19 protein-coding genes are annotated in these 19,689 nt (G+C 70.7%); 9 read left to right on the top strand and 10 right to left on the bottom strand.

Annotated elements, in window-relative coordinates; all coding sequences use genetic code 11:
- Nucleotides 1-336 precede the first annotated feature (336 nt).
- The 3 genes from NQZ70_RS31160 to NQZ70_RS31150 are packed head-to-tail and all read left to right on the top strand — an operon-like array spanning nucleotide 337 to nucleotide 1,450.
- Nucleotides 337-954 carry a CAP domain-containing protein gene (locus tag NQZ70_RS31160; RefSeq protein ID WP_129577467.1) on the top strand — a complete coding sequence of 206 codons (618 nt, stop codon included), beginning with the start codon at nucleotides 337-339 and terminating at the stop codon, nucleotides 952-954.
- 8 nt (nucleotides 955-962) lie between these two features.
- Nucleotides 963-1,304, top strand: a complete 342-nt coding sequence (locus NQZ70_RS31155) for a hypothetical protein (RefSeq protein WP_129577466.1) — start codon at nucleotides 963-965, stop codon at nucleotides 1,302-1,304.
- Complete coding sequence (locus NQZ70_RS31150; RefSeq protein ID WP_165374260.1) at nucleotides 1,301-1,450, top strand: hypothetical protein; 150 nt, start codon at nucleotides 1,301-1,303, stop codon at nucleotides 1,448-1,450. The genes NQZ70_RS31155 and NQZ70_RS31150 overlap by 4 nt, the downstream gene beginning before the upstream one ends.
- Nucleotides 1,451-1,676: 226 nt before the next feature.
- Here NQZ70_RS31150 and NQZ70_RS31145 read toward each other — a convergent pair whose 3' ends face one another.
- From NQZ70_RS31145 to NQZ70_RS31135, 3 genes are all read right to left on the bottom strand, one after another.
- The gene (locus NQZ70_RS31145) at nucleotides 1,677-2,381 is read right to left on the bottom strand and encodes a CTP synthase (protein ID WP_129577465.1); all 705 of its coding nucleotides are present in this window, start codon (nucleotides 2,379-2,381) and stop codon (nucleotides 1,677-1,679) included.
- A 116-nt stretch (nucleotides 2,382-2,497) separates the two neighbouring features.
- Complete coding sequence (locus tag NQZ70_RS31140; protein ID WP_207217530.1) at nucleotides 2,498-5,314, bottom strand: hypothetical protein; 2,817 nt, start codon at nucleotides 5,312-5,314, stop codon at nucleotides 2,498-2,500.
- A gap of 489 nt (nucleotides 5,315-5,803) precedes the next feature.
- Nucleotides 5,804-6,520, bottom strand: coding sequence for a hypothetical protein (locus NQZ70_RS31135; RefSeq protein WP_237244206.1), 717 nt, complete (start codon nucleotides 6,518-6,520; stop codon nucleotides 5,804-5,806).
- Nucleotides 6,521-7,160: 640 nt separating this feature from the next.
- Between NQZ70_RS31135 and NQZ70_RS31130 the strand changes: the two genes are divergently transcribed.
- Entirely contained in the window at nucleotides 7,161-7,817 is a 657-nt protein-coding gene (locus tag NQZ70_RS31130; protein WP_129581681.1) for a glutathione S-transferase N-terminal domain-containing protein, read from the top strand.
- 132 nt (nucleotides 7,818-7,949) lie between these two features.
- Here NQZ70_RS31130 and NQZ70_RS31125 read toward each other — a convergent pair whose 3' ends face one another.
- Nucleotides 7,950-8,957: an aldo/keto reductase gene (locus tag NQZ70_RS31125; protein ID WP_129577464.1), complete on the bottom strand. Its 1,008-nt coding sequence runs from the start codon at nucleotides 8,955-8,957 to the stop codon at nucleotides 7,950-7,952.
- Between the two features lie 57 nt (nucleotides 8,958-9,014).
- Here NQZ70_RS31125 and NQZ70_RS31120 point away from each other — a divergent pair, with 57 nt between their 5' ends.
- Complete coding sequence (locus NQZ70_RS31120) at nucleotides 9,015-9,926, top strand: LysR family transcriptional regulator (protein WP_129577463.1); 912 nt, start codon at nucleotides 9,015-9,017, stop codon at nucleotides 9,924-9,926.
- 45 nt (nucleotides 9,927-9,971) lie between these two features.
- Here NQZ70_RS31120 and NQZ70_RS31115 read toward each other — a convergent pair whose 3' ends face one another.
- Nucleotides 9,972-10,859 (bottom strand): SDR family oxidoreductase, encoded by an 888-nt coding sequence (locus NQZ70_RS31115; protein WP_129577462.1) that lies wholly within the window; start codon nucleotides 10,857-10,859, stop codon nucleotides 9,972-9,974.
- 108 nt (nucleotides 10,860-10,967) lie between these two features.
- On the opposite strand from NQZ70_RS31115, the gene NQZ70_RS31110 reads away from it, so the two are divergent.
- Together NQZ70_RS31110 and NQZ70_RS31105 are read left to right on the top strand one after the other, a co-directional pair.
- Entirely contained in the window at nucleotides 10,968-11,876 is a 909-nt protein-coding gene (locus NQZ70_RS31110; protein ID WP_129577461.1) for an AraC family transcriptional regulator, read from the top strand.
- A gap of 219 nt (nucleotides 11,877-12,095) precedes the next feature.
- On the top strand, nucleotides 12,096-12,587 hold the full coding sequence (locus tag NQZ70_RS31105; protein WP_237244205.1) for a hypothetical protein: 492 nt from the start codon (nucleotides 12,096-12,098) through the stop codon (nucleotides 12,585-12,587).
- Between the two features lie 289 nt (nucleotides 12,588-12,876).
- On the opposite strand, the gene NQZ70_RS31100 is transcribed toward NQZ70_RS31105, so the two are convergent.
- The 4 genes from NQZ70_RS31100 to NQZ70_RS31090 all read right to left on the bottom strand — a co-directional run bounded on the left by NQZ70_RS31100 (nucleotide 12,877) and on the right by NQZ70_RS31090 (nucleotide 16,669).
- The gene (locus NQZ70_RS31100) at nucleotides 12,877-14,298 is read right to left on the bottom strand and encodes a CAP domain-containing protein (RefSeq protein ID WP_129577460.1); all 1,422 of its coding nucleotides are present in this window, start codon (nucleotides 14,296-14,298) and stop codon (nucleotides 12,877-12,879) included.
- Between the two features lie 11 nt (nucleotides 14,299-14,309).
- On the bottom strand, nucleotides 14,310-14,819 hold the full coding sequence (locus tag NQZ70_RS53510) for an FG-GAP repeat protein (RefSeq protein ID WP_408022401.1): 510 nt from the start codon (nucleotides 14,817-14,819) through the stop codon (nucleotides 14,310-14,312).
- Between the two features lie 127 nt (nucleotides 14,820-14,946).
- Nucleotides 14,947-15,609: a glutathione S-transferase family protein gene (locus tag NQZ70_RS31095; protein WP_129577458.1), complete on the bottom strand. Its 663-nt coding sequence runs from the start codon at nucleotides 15,607-15,609 to the stop codon at nucleotides 14,947-14,949.
- Between the two features lie 316 nt (nucleotides 15,610-15,925).
- A complete protein-coding gene (locus tag NQZ70_RS31090) occupies nucleotides 15,926-16,669 on the bottom strand; it encodes an SDR family oxidoreductase (RefSeq protein WP_129577457.1) in 744 nt (247 codons plus the stop codon).
- 93 nt (nucleotides 16,670-16,762) lie between these two features.
- Between NQZ70_RS31090 and sigJ the strand changes: the two genes are divergently transcribed.
- A complete protein-coding gene (gene sigJ, locus NQZ70_RS31085) occupies nucleotides 16,763-17,656 on the top strand; it encodes an RNA polymerase sigma factor SigJ (RefSeq protein WP_129577456.1) in 894 nt (297 codons plus the stop codon).
- 73 nt (nucleotides 17,657-17,729) lie between these two features.
- Here sigJ and NQZ70_RS31080 read toward each other — a convergent pair whose 3' ends face one another.
- Nucleotides 17,730-18,485 (bottom strand): TetR/AcrR family transcriptional regulator, encoded by a 756-nt coding sequence (locus NQZ70_RS31080; protein ID WP_129577455.1) that lies wholly within the window; start codon nucleotides 18,483-18,485, stop codon nucleotides 17,730-17,732.
- A gap of 100 nt (nucleotides 18,486-18,585) precedes the next feature.
- Here NQZ70_RS31080 and NQZ70_RS31075 point away from each other — a divergent pair, with 100 nt between their 5' ends.
- On the top strand, nucleotides 18,586-19,686 hold the full coding sequence (locus tag NQZ70_RS31075; RefSeq protein WP_129577454.1) for a Gfo/Idh/MocA family protein: 1,101 nt from the start codon (nucleotides 18,586-18,588) through the stop codon (nucleotides 19,684-19,686).
- Nucleotides 19,687-19,689: the final 3 nt, after the last annotated feature.

Here is a 19,689-nt window from a genome sequence, read left to right as displayed (position 1 = left end):
AAGAGCTGTCCGTAACGAAGCGAGCGGTTGGAAGCGAACCTCGTCCAAACGCAGCGGAATTTTCGAACGCCTCGCGTCATCCTTCTTTTTACTTGATCGGTTAGTCGCAGCAGCTCCACAGTTGCAGGTATGCGTATCGCTTCCTTCAGCGTGCTCGCGTTCGCATTCGCCTGCTCCAGCTCGCCAGACGAGCCCGGCGGCTCGGGAGGCGCAGGGGGCGCCGCCGCGGGCGCCCCGGGCACGAGCGGCACTGGCGGCGTCACCCAACCAAACGGAGGCGCGACGAGCCCCGGCGGCAATGCGACGAATGGCGGCGCAACGACAGGAGGAGCCGCGATGGGCGGAGCGTCGACGGGCGGCGAGCCAGCCGGCGGCTCCTCGGAAAGCGCGGGCACAGCGAGCGGCGGAGCGTCGGCAGGAGCTGGCGGAGCGAATGGCGGAGCCGGTGGGGCGAGTGGCGGAGCCGGCGGAGCGAGCGGCGGAACCGGCGGCGGCGGTGCCTGCGTCAAGAACCTCGCCTGCAAGCTGGACCCACCGCCGAGCACCGGCGACCTCGCGCAAGACTGCGTCGATCGCATCAACCAGTTCCTCACGCAGTGCGCTTGCCTGCCGGCGCTCAAGCGCCGCGAAGACGGCGAAGCCTGCGCCAACGAGATGGCGAAATACGACGCCGAACACAACATGGCTCACGCCGGCATCCGAGCAAAAATCTGTGAGCCCGGCGGCTCGCAAAACTCCTGCCCTGGCTACTCCTCCAACAAGCAAGTCATCGGCCTGTGCATGCAACAGATGTGGGACGAAGGCCCGCCACCCACCGCAGACTGCACCGGCGACTGCTACGAAATGTACGGCCACTTCATCAACATGACCGACGACTCCGTCACCCAAGTCGCCTGCGGCTTCTACACGACGAGCAGCGGCAAAGTCTGGGCCGTCCAAAACTTCACGCGCTGAGAGCGCGGGTGGGCCCCGCGCTCGAGATCGAGGGCGGCGTCCTGCCCCGCGACGGGTTGGTGCCGATCGGCGCCTTCTCCAGGGGCCTGTACTTCATGGCCTCCGACGGCGCGATCCTCGCCGACGACGGCGTGGGGGAGCGCTTCGTCTTCGCGGATTCGTGGCGCATCTTTCTGGAGCGGTTCGCCCTGGGGCACGAGGCTCCGGACGTGATCCCGGGGTGGCCGGCCCGCCACTGCGCGAGCCTCTTCGAGGACGTGGGCAAGGCGCTGGCGCAGGCCCTTGGCGTCCGCGCGCGCCCGAACTCAGCGACCGGACGCAGTCGTTCTGGACGAGCGACGACCTGGTGATCTGGTCGACGCCCGCCTACCTCGAGTTCTGCGTGTCCCCCTGTATCCTCTACGCGGACGAACCTGCGGTGATCGAGCAGGCGCTCATATGGATCCAGGCGAACCATCCTGAGCTGAGCATCGAGCGGAGCGAGGCTGCGCGCTGATCGAGCGCCGGCACCGGCGGCCCAGCCTGTTCCTGCCGCCGCAGACTGTGGAGTGAACGCGGCCCCTTTGACGACGCGGAGGCGGAGGGAGCCCCGTTGGGCCACATCGGAGCCGCCCTGGGCGGGGAGATGGGCGGAAACCATGGGAATCGCTGCCGTTTCCGGCGACTGCTCGGTATCGACCGGTGTTCCTGGCGGGATTGCTGACCCGGGGAACCAGCGGCGTTCACCTGGCGCGCCCCGAGCACGCCCGGATGAGCTCGGCCACGAGCGGCGGCAGCTGACCGGCGAGCGCGGCGCGCTCCGGCTGGAACAGCGTGGCGACGAAGAACGGATGCCCGTCCAGCTCCACGGCGCGCACGTCGCCGGCGTCGTCCTCCGCGCTGACGCGCAGCGGGCCCGAGACCAGCGCGGCCTGGAACTCCGGGTTCAGCCCGTAGCGGCAGCGGTATCCCTCCGTGGCCTCGGCGCGGCCGTACGCCTGCGCGATCCGGGTGCCGGCGCGAAAACGAACGGTGCCGGTGGCCTCCACGAGCGAGCATGCGAGCGGCGCGATGACGGCGCGCCGCGCCTCCGGCGCCGTCTCCGCGTGCTCGGCGTCCGACCAGCCCAGCACGTGGCGCGCGTATTCGACGATCGCGTGCTGGAAGCCGCCGCAGGTGCCGAGGAACGGGCGCCGCCGCTCGCGGGCGAAGCGGATCGCCCGCAGCGCGCCCTCCATGCTCCGGTACGGGCTGGCCGGCACGCACCAGAGGGCGTCGTAGCGCGCCACCCGCGAGGCGTCGGTCACGTCCTCGGTCGGGACCCACTCGAACGCGAGCGGCGCGTCCAGCGCCTCTCCCGCGAGCCGCAGCGCCACCGGGATGGCCCGGTGGGCCGTCACCGTGTCGTCGCGATCACCGACGAGCCCCACCTGGATTGTCGACGTCATGCGCCGCACTCTAGCCTGCTCGGCGCCGCCGAAGAACTCGAGCGCTCCTCGACACCGCCGATCCTGCGCGCGCGCGCCGGGCCGCGGCGATCGCGTTCAGGGGGAGGCGCGCCGCCTCAGGGCGTGCTCTGGGGATCGGCCGGATCGCTGCCCGCCGAGATCTCGTCGCCGTCGAGGTGCCCATCGAGATCGCGGTCGACCCCCATGCGCTCGCCGGAGCCGGGGGGCGCGCAGGTATAGGTCAGCGCGCTGCCGGGCAGGGCGACCAGCAACCGCAGCAGCACGTCGGGCACCGCGCCGAGCGACTGCCGGTCGACCGCGAAGCGGCCGCCGCCGAGGTAGAGGAACCCGAACTCCTGGTGCGCGATCCGGCCCTTCGCGATGAGATCGCACTCGCCGGCGTCCGCGCGCTCCATGAGGAGATCGATGCGCCCCTCGACCGCGGCGTAGGTGCTCGCGGTGAGCGTCGTCTGCTGCCCGACGATCGGCGCGAGGTTCGAGTCGAAGGCCAGCATGAACTGCTCGATGTCCCGCTTGAGCTGGGCGTTCTCGGGGGTCACCGGGAGGCCGACGGGGTTGCCCGCGAACTGGTCGAACCCGCTGTTGAAGCGGAACAGGTCCGGGAAGGCGCCATCGTGGTTATAGCCGAAGCCGCGCACCTGATCGCCGAGGAACGGATCGGGGCCGAGCGAGACGGTGGTGAAGCCCGCGCCGAACATCCCGACCTTCTGGTACTGGTTGCGGAGGTGCGGGACCTTGAAGAACTGGGGATCCGGTGAGACCGCCGCGCGGCCGTCGGTCCCGAAGAAGCCGGCGAAGGCGCCCTCCGAGGGGTTTCCGCCGGGGTCGAGCCGGTGACAGCTCTCGCAGGAGCCCGTCGGCGCGACGACGGTGTTCATGAAGGCGTCGCGCCCGCTCTGCTGAGCGGGGGTGAGCGAGTTGTCGAGGTTGCGGATCGGGTTGGGCGGGTAGGTGACCTGGAGGATGAAGTCGGTGAAGGCCTGCATCTCTGGGTCGTCGAGCTCGGCGTGCCGCCCGAGCAGATCCATGAACGCGGGGTTGAACTTCTTGAACGCGGCCTCCTCGTCGAAGCCGCCCTCGTCCGGCTGCGACGTGGGCTCGGCGTTGCCGCCGGTGCGGTCGCCGCGCCAGTGCATGGGGCCGTGGTTTTCCATACCGCGCAGGCTCTGCGTCACCATCGGCCCCTTCATCGGGTGGAAATCGGGGTCCTCGCCGAAGAACCCGTCGTCGCCGAACCCGGCGCCGGGGATGGGCGGGACGACCAGCGTCGGGTTGTTGACCACCGAGCCGTCCGGATTGCCGAGGTCCCAGGCGAGGCTGTCGAGATCGCCGAAGACATGGCAACTCCCGCAGGACGAGTCCCCGTGGCTGGAGCTCATCCGGGCGTCGTAGAGGAACGGCCGCCCCGCGACGACGCTCGGCGGCTCCGGGTTGTAGAGGGGCAGGTGCGCGATCTCCTCGCGCGCGGCGGTGTCGATCACGGAGATCGCGTTGTCGAAGCGGGTCATCACGTACATGCGCCGGCGCGCCTCGTCGAGCGCCATCCCGGTCGGGCCGCCGCCGGTGAGCGGGATCTGATCGGCCGTGCTCGGCGTGAAGGTGTCGCCCTCGAGCGCGGCGGTATCGTAGACGCCGATCTTCGAGGAGCCGAACGCGGCGACGTACAGCCTCTTGCCGTCGCCGCTCACCGCCATGCCGAGCGGCTGCGCGAGGCTCTTCTCGTTCTCGTCGTTCGGGAGCGGGGCGCAGCAAGCGTCGTAATCGATGTGCTTGTTGAGGTGCCGCGGGGCGACGCCGGCGGGGCTCAGCACCGTGATCCGGCTCTCGTGCAGGTGACCGCGCAGGCTGCTGCCGGCGAAGATGCCCGGCCCCTCGAATCGGAGGTCGTTGCGCGCCTCGGTGTTGCTGACATACACCTTCCCGCTCACCGGGTTCACGGCCATGTTGAAGAGGATGGTGCCGACGCCGGCGTAGAAGCCGCTCGGGCCGGCGAGCTGCGCCGGCGGATTGGCCTTGGCGTCGATGACGAACACGTCCTTGTCCGGCAGCGACAGCCGCAGCTTGTCGTCCCAGGGGCGGCTCAGCTCATCGACCCAGTGCTCGCCGTCGAATTTGACGATGAGCCCCACCTCGGGCCTCGGGATCCCCTCGAAGTTCGTCGCGGGGCCGGGCAGCCCGCCGGCCTCCTCGCCCCCGTCGGGAACGAGGGAGTCGTGAACGACGGTGGTGCGGTTGCCCGAGTGGAACGCGGCCGCGTAGACGCGGGAGCCGTCGGGCGTCGCCGCCAGCGCGCGGGGCGTGTCGCTGAATAGGGTGACGATGGTGAGCGGGTCGCCGCCGAGCGAGGCGCCGAGGCGCGCGGCGTCGAAGACCCAGACGTCGGCGCGGCCGACCCCGGGCGTGGTGAGCTGCGGATCATGAGGGATGTTCTGCCCTCGATGGGCCGTGGTGATGAAGGCGCGCCGCTTGTTCCGCCCGGCGAAGACGATATCGCGCGGCTCGTCGCCCACGAGCAGGGTGCGCACGACGGTGCCGCGGTACCCGAGCTGGCCGAGGTGGACCACGCTCACGCTGTCGGACAGGTGGTTGACGACCCAGACCTCCTCGTCGCTCCGCGCCGCGACGGCGACCGGCTCGAGCCCGACGGGGATCGAGGCGCGGTGGGTCAGGCCGCCCGCGTTGACGGCAAAGACCTCCAGGCGGTTGTCCGGGGTGTTGACGGCGAAGAGCAGCTTGCCGTTCGGCGAGAGCGCGAGCGGACGGACCTGCCCGCTCTCGAACAGCCGGTAGGACGGAGCGGCGATGGCCTCCGGGCCTGAAGACACGCCGGCGATCATCGTCACGGCGAAGGCAGCCCTGGAGAGGGCACGGCAAAAGCCGCGCCTCGAGAGCCCGATGCTCCTTGCGTTCATGGATCCTCCTTGATTGGGGGGTCGTGCTCGTGCGCGTCCAAGATGCAAGCGAAGGAGAGATGCTCAGCCTCGGATGCTACAGAACATGTGGCGACTGACAACTGCAAAGTAGGTGAAGAGCACGGATCGCGACGCCGTGCCGCGGAGGCGGGGGACGTCCACGCCGATTCGCCATCGCGGCGATGCGGGTGAGCGCCCGCGCGGCGTAGCCGGCGGAGGGCTCCGTCCATCTCCATCTCCGCGGCGGCGTCTCCGACCGCGGCAGCGCACATGAGCCCCGGCCGTGGCCTCGCCGCGCGCGCGTCCGTTGGCGATACGGCGCGATGCGGCGCGATACGGCGCGCGGCAGGGGGCGCGGCGGAAAACGGCCTGATGGGCCGCTCGTCAGCCTTGGACGGGGCGATCTTCGGAAGGCGGGGAGGGCGCTTTCGGTCGATGCGCGCGCCGCGGCGGGGGGGGCGGCGCGAGGTCCGCGAGGGCGGACGAGGCTCAGCGGTCGGGGGCGCCGGCGCAGATCCAGTCGTTGATCGTCTTGATCTCGGAGTCGGGCAGGGCTGAGCCCGGGGGCATGCTGAACTCGTCAGGGTTGCACAGGCCGACGTCCTTCAGCTTGTTCATGAGATAGCTCTTGCTCGGCATGAACGGCACGACGAGCGCCTGTTCGCGGGAGCAGGAGCCGGCGTCCTGATTGACCGTCGAGGAGGCCGCCGCGGCCGTGCGGAGATCGAGCCCGCCGGCCGGCGAGCCGGCGTTGCCGTGGCAGTACTGGTTCGAGCAGCTCCGCTCCAGGATGGGCGCCACATCGGCGAAGGTCGCGGTGTCCGGGCCGCAGGCGGGATCCAGCGGAGGCGCGCCGCCCGCGCCCGAGGTGGTGGCGCCGCCGCCCGCGCCGCCCGCGCCGCCGGCGCCGGCCGTGGTGGTGGAGCTGCCGCCCTCGCCGCCGGAGCCCGCGGTGGTGGCGTCGCCGCCCGCGCCGCCGGTGGTGGCGTCGCCGCCCGCGCCGCCGGAGCCGGCGGTGGCGCTGCCGCCGCCCTGGCTCGAGCTGCTGGCGCTGTCGGTCGTGCTGGCGGCGTCGCCGTCGTCCGAGCCGTCGCCGCCGCCGATGCCCCAATCCTCTGGATCGATGTTGAGGCCGTTGCAGGCCGTCGCCGAGAGGCCGATGGTCAGGCACAAGACCAGTCGAAGCGGAGTGTTATAGTAAAGCAAGGTAACCTCTTCATGGTGATGGTCGCGCGACGAACGCCGCTCGACCGATTCATGAACAGATTAGAAAGCACGCGATCGCGCGCGATGCAATGCGCAATGGCGGATGAGGCGCGTTTGTTCGATGGCATCACTGCAATGCAATCACGATGCTGGACATCGATGGTTGTCGCGAGCTCCTGCTGTGGTGCGCGCACAGGGGGGTGTTGTCGTTCATCTGGCGAGCTTTCCTCAGGAAGATGGGGTGTTGGAAATATCTATCGAGTCGCGCTCCGTGTCGTGGATTCATGTGCTGTCGACGGGCGGAGCCCGCCTGCGGGGATGGGACAGCCGGTCGGGACGCCGGAAAAATCTTCTGCTCTCCTGGCGTCCCTGGCGTCCTGGCGGTTTTTTCCCAGGGGGACGCTCTCAGGCGCGGTCCAGGGCCAGCCCATGTGGGGGGCGCCTCGTCCGCCCGACGTCGCGAGCGGCGGATCTCGATCCGTGAGCGATTCTCGGTTCAGCGCTGCTTTCTCGCGAGATCGAAGTGGACGGAGGTCCTCTATGCGACCGACGTGTGCAGCGTGCCTGTACGGCACGAGGGACCTGCCGCCCCGGCGATCCCTCGGCGGTCTGGCCCTCGCGGCGGCGCTCGTGGTACGTCGTGCGGGTGACCGAGCCCACCCCCGATCCTGGCAGCCTCCCCACGCTCGTCGGCCGTTCGAGCTCCCATTTCACGCGCGTCACGCGCATCTTCGCCGCGGAGCTCGGGGTCGCCTACGCCTTCCAGGTCGTCCCCGATCTGCGCTCCGTGGACGCCGCGGATTATTCGGGCAACCCCGCGCTGCGCATGCCGATCCTGCGGACGGGGGCGACCACGTGGCTCGGCTCGCTCAACATCTGCCGCGAGCTCGCCCGCCGGGCGCCCGCGCAGCGGCGCGTGGTCTGGCCCGAGCACCTCACCGAGGCGCTGCCCGCGAACGCGCAGGAGCTCGTCGTGCAGGCGATGGCGACGGAGGTCACGCTGATCATGGGCCAGCTCGCGGGGACGCCGAAGGAGGACGCGCAGCTCGCGAAGCTGCAGAAGAGCCTGCTCAACATGCTCGCCTGGCTCGACGACAACATCGAGGCGGTGCGCGCCGGGCTGCCCCGGGATCGCGACCTCAGCTACCTGGAGGCCTGCGCGTTCTGCCTCGTCACGCACCTCGAGTTCCGGAAGATGCTGCCCACGAGCGGCTATCGCGCCCTGTCGGCCTTCTGCGACGATTTCGGCCAGCGCGCGTCGGCGCAGGCGACCGCGTACCGCTTCGACGCGCCGTGAGCCCGCGGGGCGGCGCCGGCGCCGCCCCGCGCCGGCGAGACCCGCCCCTCCTGGAAGGGTGACGCCGTCTCGACGGCTCATGCATCCATCGAGGAGGCCGCGTCCACGCCGCGGCCTGCGGGCGCCCGCCGGTCACTTCTCGCTGTCGAGCATCGCCATCATGGGCGCGGGGTAGCGGTCGCCGGCGATCTGCTCCGCGGGGACGGCGGCCTCGAGCTCGGCGACGTCGGCGGGCGAGAGCGCGATCTCGAGGCCGGCGAGGGCATCCTCGAGCTGCTTGCGCGTGCGCGCGCCCATCGTCGGGATCACCGTGACGCCCTGCGCGGCGCCCTTGGCGCGGACCCAGGCGACCGCGAGCTGCGCGGGGGTGACGCCGCGCCTCTCGGCGAGGCGGATGAAGGCGTCGACGAGCGCCTGGTTCTTCCGGCCGTTCTCGCCCGAGAAGCGCGGCAGGTGGGCCCGCATGTCGCCCGCGCCGGCCGGCTTGCTCCCGGCCAGCAGGCCGCGCGAGAGCACGCCGTACGCGGTGACCGCGATGCCGAGCTCGGCGAGCGCGGGGAAGATCGTCGCCTCGGGGCCGCGGCTCACGATCGCATACTCGATCTGGAGGTCCACGATCGGGTGCACCTTCGCGGCGCGGCGGATCGTCTCCACGCCCACCTCGGAGAGGGCGATGTGGCGGACATAGCCCGCCTTCACCATGTCGGCGATGGCGCCGATCGTGTCCTCGATCGGGACCGCCGGGTCCAGGCGCGCGGGCCGGTAGATGTCGATGTAGTCGACGCCGAGGCGCGACAGGCTATGGGCGAGGAAGCTCTTCGTCGCGATCGGACGGGCGTCGAAGCCGAGGAAGGCGCCGTCGGGCGCGCGCAGGCCGCCGTACTTCACGCTGAGCACGACCTTGTCGCGCCGGTCCTTGATCGCCCGGCCGACGAGCATCTCGTTCTTGCCCATGCCGTAGAAGTCGCCGGTGTCGAGGACGTTCACGCCCCGATCGAGCGCCGCGTGGATGGTCGCGATGCTCTCCGCCTCGTCGCTCGCGCCGTACGCGCTGCCGCCGGCCATGCTCATGCAGCCGAGGGCGAGGGGGAAGACGGAGGGGCCAGTTTTGCCGAGCTTGGTGGTGTTCGTCGTCGTCATGTCGTTACCCTAGGCGCTCGCCTTTCATTGCTCCAATGAATAAGATGTATTCCAGATATGACTGATGTTTATGGGAAGAACCTCGACCTGAACCTGCTCCGCGTCTTCGCGGTCGTCGCCGAGGCGGGCAGCGTCACGGAGGCGGCGAGCCGGCTGTACCTGACGCAGCCGGCGGTGAGCGCCGCGCTCCGGCGCCTGACCGCGACGACCGGCGCGCCGCTCTTCGTGCGGAGCGGGCGCGGGCTCGCGCTGACGGGCCGCGGCGAACGGCTGCGCGCGGCGCTGAAGCCGCACCTCGGCGCCCTCATCGAGGCCGCGCTGGCGCCGCCGACCTTCGACCCGAAGACGTGCGAGCGCACCCTCCGCCTCGGGCTCTCCGACACGGCCGAGGTGTGGCTGCTCCCGCCGCTCTTGCGCGCGCTCGAGCGCGAGGCGCCGCGCATGCGCGTCGTCGCCGTGCCCGTGCAGTTCCGCACGGTGGGCGCGGCGCTCGCGGGCGGCGTCGACGCGGCGGTCACGGTCGCCGACGATCTGCCCTCGAACATCCGCCGGCAGCGGCTCTTAAAGACCGGCTTCACCTGCCTCTACGACCCGCGCCACGCGCGCCTGCGCAAGCTGACCGAGGCCGAGTACTTCGCGCACGATCACGTCATCGTCTCGTACAACGGGGACCTGCGCGGCTTCGTGGAGGACGCGTTCGGCAAGACGCGGAGGATCCGGTGCTCCGTCGCGAGCTTCTCCAACCTGGGCGCGCTGATCGACGGCACCGCGATGCTGGCGACCGTGCCCGAGATCGTCGCCGCCGACATCCGCGCCGTCAGGCCGCACCTCCGCACCAAGCCCCTGCCGTTCGAGATCCCGCCCGGGTACATGGAGCTGCTCTGGCCCGCCGCCACGGACGACGACGATGCGTGCAGGTTCGCGCGGGAGAAGATCGTTCATATCGCGCGGCCGCTGAGCAAGGGCTGACCGGCCTGCCGGCCCTCCAAACCCGGGTTGGAGCCATGACAACGGCTATGCGCGCGCGAAGTAGGCACCGTGCTCGAGGCCGGCGAGCAGGCCGGGCTGCTCGGGCTTCCAGCCGAGCCGCGCCTGCGTGAGCGCGCTCGTCGCGGGGGTGTCGAGCGCGAAGAACCCGCCGAGCCAGCCGAAGTTCTCCCTCGGGACCGACTCGACCGGCAGGCCGAGCTTGCGGCCGATCACGCCGGCGATGTCGCGGGTCGGGATCCCCTCCTCGCCGATCGCGTGGAGCCGCGCGCCGGCCGGCGCCTTCTCGAGCGCGAGGACGAACAGCCGCGCGGCGTCGAGCCGATGCACCGCGGGCCACCGGTTTTTGCCGTCACCGATGTACCCGGAGCGCCCGGTCTTGCGCGCGATCTCGATCAGCATCGGGACGAACCCGTGGTCGCCATCCCCGTGGACCGATGGCGGCAGCCGCAGCGAGGACACGCGCACGCCGCGGCTCGCGAACGAGAGGGCGAGCCGCTCGGAGGCGGCCCGCAGGCCGCCGGTCGACTCGTCGGGCGTCTCGTCCTCGGTGACGACGCGGCCCGGCGTGAGGCGCGCAATGCCGCTGGCGATGACGAGCGGGCGATCGGAGCCCGCGAGCGCGCCGCCGAGCGCCTCGATCGCGCCGCGGTCCTTCGCGCAGTTGTTGGCGTAATCGTTGAAGTCGTCGTGGGAGAACGCGCAGTGGATCACCCCGTCGCAGGCCGCGGCGCCGCGGCGCAGGCCATCGAGATCCGTGAGATCGCCGCGGTGCACGTCGACGCCGGCGGCGGCGAGCTTCGCGGCGGACGCGTCCGAGCGCGCGAGGCCGAGCACGCGGTGGCCGGCGCGGACGAGCTCGGGGATGATGGCAGAGCCGATGAAGCCGCTGGCTCCCGTGAGGAAGATACGCATACAGACCTCCTTGGTTCGCGATCCACCATGGCACCTGCGCGGCGCGCGCGAAATACACGGCCGTCTCCAGTTCTTGCCCGATCGTCTACGCGGGGCTAGGCTGCCCTTGTGATCCCCGCGCGCGAACAGCTGAAGGACCTCATCGCACGGTGGTGCCCCGACGACGGCGTGCACGCCTCGCCGGTGCCCGGAATTTCTTGCATCAAAGTCTCGCGCCCGCAGCAGCGCGCGAAGCGGCACTGGCGCGCGTCGATCTGCATCGTCCCGCAGGGCACGAAGGAGATCCTGCTCGAGGGGCAGGTCTATCGCGAGCGCGAGCCGCACTACGTCGTCAGTCCGATCGACCTGCCGGTGACGAGCCGGGTCGTGGGCGCGTCGCCGGCGCAGCCGCTCTTGTGCCTGAAGCTGGACTTCGATGCGGTCGCGCTGCGCGAGGTCGCGGCGCAGCTCGACCGCGCGCGGCCGGACGACGTCGAGCGCCCGGGGCGCGCGATCTTCATCGGCAAGGCGAGCGACCGTATCCTCGACGCCGCGATCCGGCTGGGCGCGCTGCTCGTGACGCCCGACGACGCGGCCGTGCTCGCGCCGCTCGTGACGAAGGAGCTGATGTTCCACCTGCTGAAGGGCCCCGACGGCCCGGCGATCCGCCAGCTCGTGCGCGCGGGCAGCCAGGCGCACCGCATCGCCGAGGCGGTCCATCGACTGCAGTCATCGCTCGACGAGGACGTCGATATCGACGCGCTCGCGCGCGCCGCGGGGATGAGCCGGGCGGCGTTCTTCAAGCGGTTCAAGGAGGCCACCGCGATGAGCCCGCTGCAGTACCAGAAGCGCCTGCGCCTGCTCGAGGCGCGCCGCCTGATGGTCGAAGAGGGCATGGGCGCCGAGGTCTCGGCGTACCGCGTCGGCTACACGAGCGCCTCGCAGTTCAGCCGCGAGTATTCGCGCATGTTCGGCAACGCGCCGCTGCGCGACAGCCGCGCGCTGAAGCGGTCGTCGGCGGTCGTCCAGGATATGTAGCTCGACCGCGTCGAGCTCCGCACGTCAGCAATCCCTGACGGGACTGCTCCGCGGTACCGAACCGTCGCAATCCGGCGACTCGGCGCCTCGCCTGGCATTAGGGCGTGGCCGCGATGCCGCGTCGCGCGCTTGTGATCGCCCGTCCTGGTCGGTATGTCGGTGGCGATGCGTCTCCGCGCTTGTCTGCTCGTCGCCGCGCTCGCTGGGTGCGGCGGGTCCGTGACCACTGTCCCGGAGGCTGGCAGCTCCGAGGGCTCCGGGGGCAGCGGTGGCTCGGGCAGCAGCTCGAGCGGCGCGGGCGCTGCCCAAGACGCAGGGCCCGGCGACGCAGGGCCCAGCCGGATGGTTCCACCCGGCCAGACCTTCTCGCAGACGAGCTGCGGAGGGGGCGGGCTGGTGCTCTTCGTCGAGATCTGGCCGGACGCCGTCTCGGCCTGCACGCCGTCACCCGGACTGAACCTGGAGGACGTCCTCGTCGTGGGGATCGGGGGATGGGACGGCCAACCGGGCACCTTCACCGTCGGCGTCGAGACGCCTCAGGGCACCGCGCGCGCGAAGATCGGGCTCGATGAGGTCGAGGGCACGATCACGGTCGAGCCATTCGTCGGCACCCCCTCGGGCCTCTCGTGGGATCTCTCCGTCGGCTCCGGCAGCACGGACCTCGCCGCGTGCGGGCACTTCGAGGTCACCTCGTGCGTTCCCGCCGGCTGAGGTCGGCCTCGCGGAACGAGAGCAGGCGGGGGAGGGGGGCGCGCGCCGGCGCGAGGAGCTCTTCGATAAGCCGCTGAACCAGCGTCACTTTTCGGGGAGGATGCGGATCGCGTAAGGTTCTCTTGGTCAACCAGCGCGTGCAGCGTGGCTATAGGCCGTATGCCCCTCGCGACGGGCCCGCGCGCCGAAGCCTCGCGTGAGCTCCGGCAGGCGTCCCTGGTCTCCCTGGCCACCGCCATGCACGGCGCAAGATCCCATCGTTGCTGGAGCGCTGCTCAGCTGGTTGCGCTTATTGAGCCGGTCGCGCCGATTCAACCGGTTGCACGGGGTGCGCTTCACCTGGTTGCACCGGTCTCTCGTTCACGACCAGCTCGACATACCAGCTGGGCACCTCGCCTGACGGTTCCTCGGAAGGCGGATCCTCGGCAGGAGGAGGGGCGCCGGGGGTGATGCCGATCCCGATCCGGGTCGCCCCGGGAGAAAGGAGAGCATACCTCGACGAAGGGTTCCGAAGCATCACGGCCACGTGCTCGGAGATGAACTCAGCGCTCCCCGTAGATTGCCAGGTTTTCTCTGGCAATACCCCGTTCGCCTTCAGCTGTGCAGCGAGGGTATCGTCTGGCGGCAACACCTCGTCCGCGCGCGCGGTCGACTCGCTCCGCCTCGCCGCGATCGCCCCCACCGCCGGGTCCAGAGCGAGCGGCGCGAGGCCGAACCGACGCCGCTCCGCGTTGTACGCGGCCACGATCGCATCCGCCCAGGTCGCGCGGTCCGGCGGATTGGGCGATGGGTTCAGGATGAAGCTGTCGGGCGCCGCCGGCTCGGCGACCCCGACATAGACGGGAAACAGCAAGACTGCCCGGTGCCAGAGCTCGTCGGGAGCCACGTCGGGTCTCGTGACCTGAACCGCGTTCAGCTCGACGAAGTAGCGTCCGGGCTTCATGGGCAGCTTGTGACGCAACGTGAGCTTCCCGTCCGGCCCGGGCTGGACGCTCTGTCTTATCACCTTGCCCCCTTCCGCGTCGATGTAGAACGCGGGATCGACCAGGCTGGGAGGGGCGCGCAGGTCGAGGGCCAGGGTGTCTCCGGGGGAGAAGCGCTTCGGCGTCGGGGCCAACACGACCCCGCCGCTGTCGAGCACGACGCCCTGGATTGCCCATTGCCCCCGGGTCCGCCGCGCGACACCGTAGGCGCTAGCCGCTGGATGCAGCGCCCATAACCGGCGCGCGAACGCGGCGAGTCGTCGATCGAGGCGCCCGCTCTTGTCGCGCCCGCGCGCTGCATCGACCCGCCATGTGAGCACGGCGGAGGCCACGCCGCACTTCCAGGCGAGCCACTGCCTCAGCGATTTGACCGGTCCTCGGTTCGCCTCGATATACACCTCGGCCGTGGCGCCAGCGAGGCAGTCGAGCGCCAGGTCATGCCGCAGTCTGGCGTGCGCCGCAGGGGGCACCGCGCCCTCGAGGATCTGGCCAAGCTCGTCGTCGCCCGAAAAACCTTGCATCTGCGCGGGCGACGGCTGGTAGGTGCCCGGCGCAGCGCGAAGGAGATCGGCTGCATTCTCCGGCAGTACGCGCCCTGGGATCACGGCTGCGCCGGCCCCGCAGCCGGCAACCCAGATGAGGCCGAGCAGGACGTGCCCCGCGGTTCCATGTACGGAGCGCGGCTGCATCGCTCGCGCAGCGCGCTCGAAGACCCCCAGGCTCTTCATTGGTGCTGAGTTTAATCGACCCTTCGTTCCTGGGTCAATCGTTCCGGTGCCCGTCTCCTCTCGCGCGGTTCGGGCGGATCCAGCGATGCCCCGCGCCGCGCGTGGCGCTTGCGCTGGCTCACGTCTCCGTCGAGGTAGTTCGCGGCGGCGAGGTCGGGCCTGCCGTCGCCGTTCACGTCCGCCGCCGCGACCGACTGGGAGTAGACGGCCGCAGGGTAGTTGAGTCGTCCACGAGGCCATCGGCCGGCTGCTCGATGTACCGTCGGCCACGAAGAAACGTGCAGGCTAGCGCTCGTACTCGAGCCTGCGCCATCACGACCGCCATTGCCTGATGGCGGCTCACCGCGCCCGCGGATGCCGCGGCGGTCGCGCTGGGCAGCGGCGCCGCCGCAGTCGGCGGGGCGGTGTCGACAGGCGAAGGGTCGGGCGCGTTGCGGCTTGGCTCCTCCTTCTTCTTTCCTTCTGGAGGCCGGCGAGGTGGTCCTCGCGCTCTGCGCGCAGCTCGGCGTCCTCCTGGGCATACGAGAGAAACACGCCCGCGGGGCTCTTTGCCGCGCAGTCATTCGGTGTACCCGTGCCGGGCTGGCCGCTCGTGGCGTCCTCGGAGCGCCGAGCAGCGCGCGGAGAGCTTTGGCGTCGGCGGGTCGCTCATCGCGCGCTTCCGCGGGGAATGCCGAGGCGGTCTTCGTAGGCGTTCAGGACTTTCACGAACGCGGGCCGCTCTTCGCAGCGACGGCGATAGTTTTCGACGTTCGGATACTTGGCGAGGATCTCCGTCTTACGAAGCTCGCGCAATACGCACGTGAGAATGATGTCGGCAACCGTGAAGTCAGCCCCCGTGATGAACGGCTGAGCCTGCAGCATTTGGTCGATCGTCGGCAAGAAGCGACCGAGTATCTCGACATGCCAAGGGCGCAACGCCTGTAAATGGGGATTTGAGTCGCCTTGAAGATCGGCAAATAGAATCGGCAGAGAAAAAGGCTCGATGTTGTTCAATGACGTGATTGTCCAGCGATAGACCTGCGCGCGCCCCTTCAGATCAGAAGGAATCAATTTTTCGGATTTCTCCGCAATATAAAGCAGAATCGCGCCCGACTCCGTCAAGATGTACCCGTCGTCGTCGATCGTCGGAACTTGTTTGAATGGCGAGACCGTTCCGAAATCGACCTCGTCCTGAAGACCGTTCGGCCCGCAATCGAGCCCGACTGCCTCGTAGGCGATCCCACACTCTTCCAGCGCCCACATCGCACGGATGTCGCGCGTGTAACCCCAAAGAAACGGCGGCAACGATTTGAAAACGTATACTTTCATGAAGCTGACCTCATCCCATCGTCGAGTGAATGCGCTGGTTCAGAAATAGCACGGGGTGAGATGAAGTTGAATCTCATCCAGCGCGTGCAGCGTGGCCGTACGGTGGGACCGGTGATGCCACGAACCCTTACCCGCGGGCGATACGGCGGCGCAGGGCGTCCCGTTGGGCCACACCGGAGCCACCCTCGGGGGCGAAGCAGGCGAGACTATCAAGATTGCTGCTGTTTCCGTCAACCGCTCGCCATCGACCGGTTTTTCTGGCGGGATTTCTGACACGCGGAGCTAGCCGGTGACGCCGGACCCCGCGGTCGGTTCCTCACACGCGCGCGAGCCACGCATCGAAGCGGAGGGCTCCGAGCCGCGGGGCCGGGCCGGGGGTGAGCGAGCGGTCGTCGAGCTGCGCCCCGAAATACCCGGCTGCGGCGTCCGTGACGACCTTGCGCGGGTCCTTCTTCGCCGCGAGCCACCGGCGGCCGAGCTCGTCGAGGCCGATCGCCTCGGGGCCGGCGATCTCGATCATGCCGTTCCTGGGCGTCTCCTCCGCGACGGCTGCGAGCGCAGCCGCCACGTCGTCGGCCGCGATCGGCTGGAGGAGGGCAGGCGTCAGCGTGGCCGTGTCGCCCTTCGTCGCGGCGTCGACGATCGCGTTGACGAACTCGAAGAACTGGGTCGCGCGCACGATCGTGTACGGCACCCCTGCCGCGCGGATCGCCGCCTCCTGCGCCACCTTCGCGCGCATGTAACCGCTCGTCGGCAGGCGGTCGGCCCCCACGACGGAGAGCGCGACGTGATGGCGGACGCCCGCGGCGGCCTCGGCGGGCAGGATCACGCCGGCCGCCCTCTGGAAGAAGCTCATCACCGCATCGGCCTCGAACGAGGGCGCGTTGACCACGTCCACGACGACCTCGGCGCCGCGGACCGCCTCGGCGACGCCGGCGCCGCTCACGATGTCGACGCCCGTGGAGGGCGATGCCGGTGTAACCTCGTGGCCCTTCGCGCGAAGGATCCCGACCAGCTTCTTCCCGATGAGCCCGCTACCCCCGAACACGACGACCTTCATGACGATTCTCCTGGTTCGCGCATCCCGACCGGATGCTCCGTTGCGGGGAGGACCGGACAGCCCGCCGCCTTGTGACAGGTCGGAGCAAGAAAAGTGACGGCGCCCCGCGTCCCCGAAGGCCCGCAGCCTGCCGCCGACCCGTTCTTCGCGCTGCGGCCCCGGCTCCTCGGCATCGCGTATCGGATCCTCGGCAGCCGGGCCGAGGCGGATGACGTCGTGCAGGACACCTGGGTCCGCTGGCAGGCGACCGACCGGGCGACCGTGCACGAGCCGACGGGGTTCCTGGTGACCGCCACCACGCGCCTGGCGATCAACGTGGCCCAGTCCGCGCGTGTCCGCCGCGAGGCGTACGTCGGGCCCTGGCTTCCCGAGCCGATCGACACGAGCCCCGGCGCGGAGCTCGGCGCCGAGACGCAGGAAGGCCTCGCCCTGGCCGTGCTCGTGCTCCTCGAGAAGCTCTCGCCCACGGAGCGCGCGGTGTACGTGCTCCGCGAGGTGTTCGACTACCCGTACGAGGAGATCGCCGGGATCCTCGATCTCGGCGAGGCGAACGTGCGCCAGCTGTTCGCCCGCGCGCGGAAGCACCTCGCTGGCGAGCGTCGCGCCCCGGTCGACGTCGAGCAGCAGCGGCGCCTCCTCGAGAGCTTCGTCGCCGCCGCGCAGAAGGGGGATCTCTCGGCGCTCGAGCGCCTCTTCGCGGCCGACGTCGCGTCGACCACGGACAGCAACGGGCGCGTGCGGATGGCGGCCCGCGTCCCGGTGCACGGCCGCGAGCGCGTCGCGAAGCTCATCGCTGGATTCGCGACCCGTTTCTGGCCGGGCACCACCGTCACGTGGCTGGAGACGAACGGCCAGCCGTCCGTCCTCATCCGTCGGGACGGCATCGCGCTGGCGCTCGCGTCCATCGACGCGTCCGCCGAGGGCATCGAGCGCATCTACTGGATGATGAGCCCCGAAAAGCTCGCGACCTTGGTGGCTTCGCGATGACTCCAGGGGTGATGGGGCGCGTACGCCGCCGGAGACTCGGCCTCGTAGCGGCGCCGAAGCCCGGCTTGTCGCTCTAGCGCCGCCTGCCGGCGCGCCGGCGCTCACCGCTGCTGCCCGGCGACGCCGCGGCGCCGCCTCGGCCGGCGGCAGGCGCTGGAGCGCCCTTGCGCGCCCGCGGCGCCGAGGCAGCCGCCTGCGGCGGAGACGAGGGCGTCCGGAGCCCCGCGAGGAAGGTCGCCAGGAGGCGCTGCGCGCGCGCCGGGCCCTCGGGCGGCTGCTGCGCGGCGAGCGCGATCGCCGTCACAAGGCTCACGATGTCGTCCAGGTCGATGTCGCGCCGTATCTCTCCTGCTGCCTGGGCGAGCGAGAGCAGGTGGGAAGCCGCCTCGGAAGCCGCGCAGCACGCCGGCGAGCCGCTGTGGAACGCGACGCCGAGCGAGGTCGCCAGGCCGCGGTAGGTGCTCGCGTGCGCGACGAACGCCGCGATGAACTCCGCCAGCGCGTCGCCCGGCGACGCCGACCCCGCGAGCGCCTGCGTCTTCCGCGCGAGCGCGTGCAGCTGATCCTCGACGGTCGCGGCGAGCAGCGCCTCGCGCGTGGGGAAATGCCGGTAGAGCGTGCCGATCCCGACGTTGGCGCGACGGGCGATGTCCTCCAGCGACGCGTCGGCGCCGCGCTCCGTGAACACCTCGTCGGCCGCGACGAGGAGCCGCTCGCGGTTGCGCCGCGCGTCCGCGCGGAGCGGGCGCTGCGGCTCGCTCGCGCCGGCAGAAGACGGCTCGCTCGCGCCGGCGGACGGGGGGGTCGAGGTCGATCGCGCGGAGGGCATTGCAAACCGGAGGATCCCTCCGTATCTTAACCGGAGCAACCCTCCGGTTATAGCGGAGCGGCCCTCCGGTTCGGCCGGAGCGGGCCATCGAGGAGAGACCATGAGCGGAATCCGAGGATCGAAGAAGATTCGCGTGGGCGTCGTCGGGGCGAGCCCGGACCGGGGCTGGGCGGTGGCGACGCACCTGCCGGCGCTCGCGGCGCTCGGCGACGCGTACGAGCTCGCGGCGGTGAGCACCACGAGGCAGGCGAGCGCCGACGAGGCCGCGCGCCGCTTCGGGGCGCGCCACGCGTTCGACCGCGCCGAGCCGCTGATCGAGCACCCCGACGTCGATCTCGTCGTCGTCTCGGTCCGCGCGCCCGAGCACGCGCGGCCCGTCCGCGCCGCCGTCGCCGCGAAGAAGGACATCTTGTGCGAGTGGCCGCTCGGCGTCTCGCTCGCCGAGGCCGCCGAGCTCGCCGGGGCCGCCGAGGCCGCCGGCGTCCGCACGGCGATCGGGCTCCAGCGGCGCCTCGCGCCGAGCGTGCGTCACCTGCGCGAGCTGATCGCCGAGGGCTACGTGGGCCGGCTGCGCTCGGTGACGATGCACGTCGCGCTGCCGATGGGCGGCGCGCGGCGGCCGCGCGCCGAGGCGTATGTGGCCGACGCGAAGAACGGCGTCCACGTGCTCACGATCGTCGCCGCGCACTTCCTCGACACGGTGCTCTCCGCGGTCGGCGAGCTCGAGAGCCTGTCCAGCCTCGTCGCCCGCCAGTTCGACGAGACCACGGTGATCGAGACGGGCGAGGTCGTGCCGGTGACGGCGCCGGACCAGACGCTCCTCTCAGGGACGCTCGTGGGCGGAGCGGTCGTCTCGGCCCACTTCGAGACCGCGAAGCGCAATGGTCCCATCCTCAACTGCACCTTCACGGGCACCGAGGGCGATCTCGTCCTGTCCCACGATCTGAGCCTCTCGGGCGCCCGCGGCGACGGGCAGCCGCTCCAGCCGATCCCGACGCCGGAGCGCCTGTCCTGGATCCCCCGGGCCGGGCTGTCCGACGACGCGTACCAGATCGCGCAGCTGTATGCGGCCTTCGCGAAGGATCTCGCGGAGGGCACCTCGGTCGCGCCGACGTTCCGCGACGCGCTGAAGCTCCACCGGCTGGTCGACACGATCGCCGAGGCCTCCGCCGCGGGGAAGCGCGTCGCCTGGAAGGGCTGAGCG

The organism is Sorangium sp. So ce836, from assembly GCF_028553905.1.
GTDB classification, from domain to species: domain Bacteria; phylum Myxococcota_A; class Polyangia; order Polyangiales; family Polyangiaceae; genus Sorangium; species Sorangium cellulosum_D.
The sequence above is the reverse complement of the archived record's forward strand: the minus strand, read 5'-3'. Positions and strand labels throughout refer to the sequence as shown.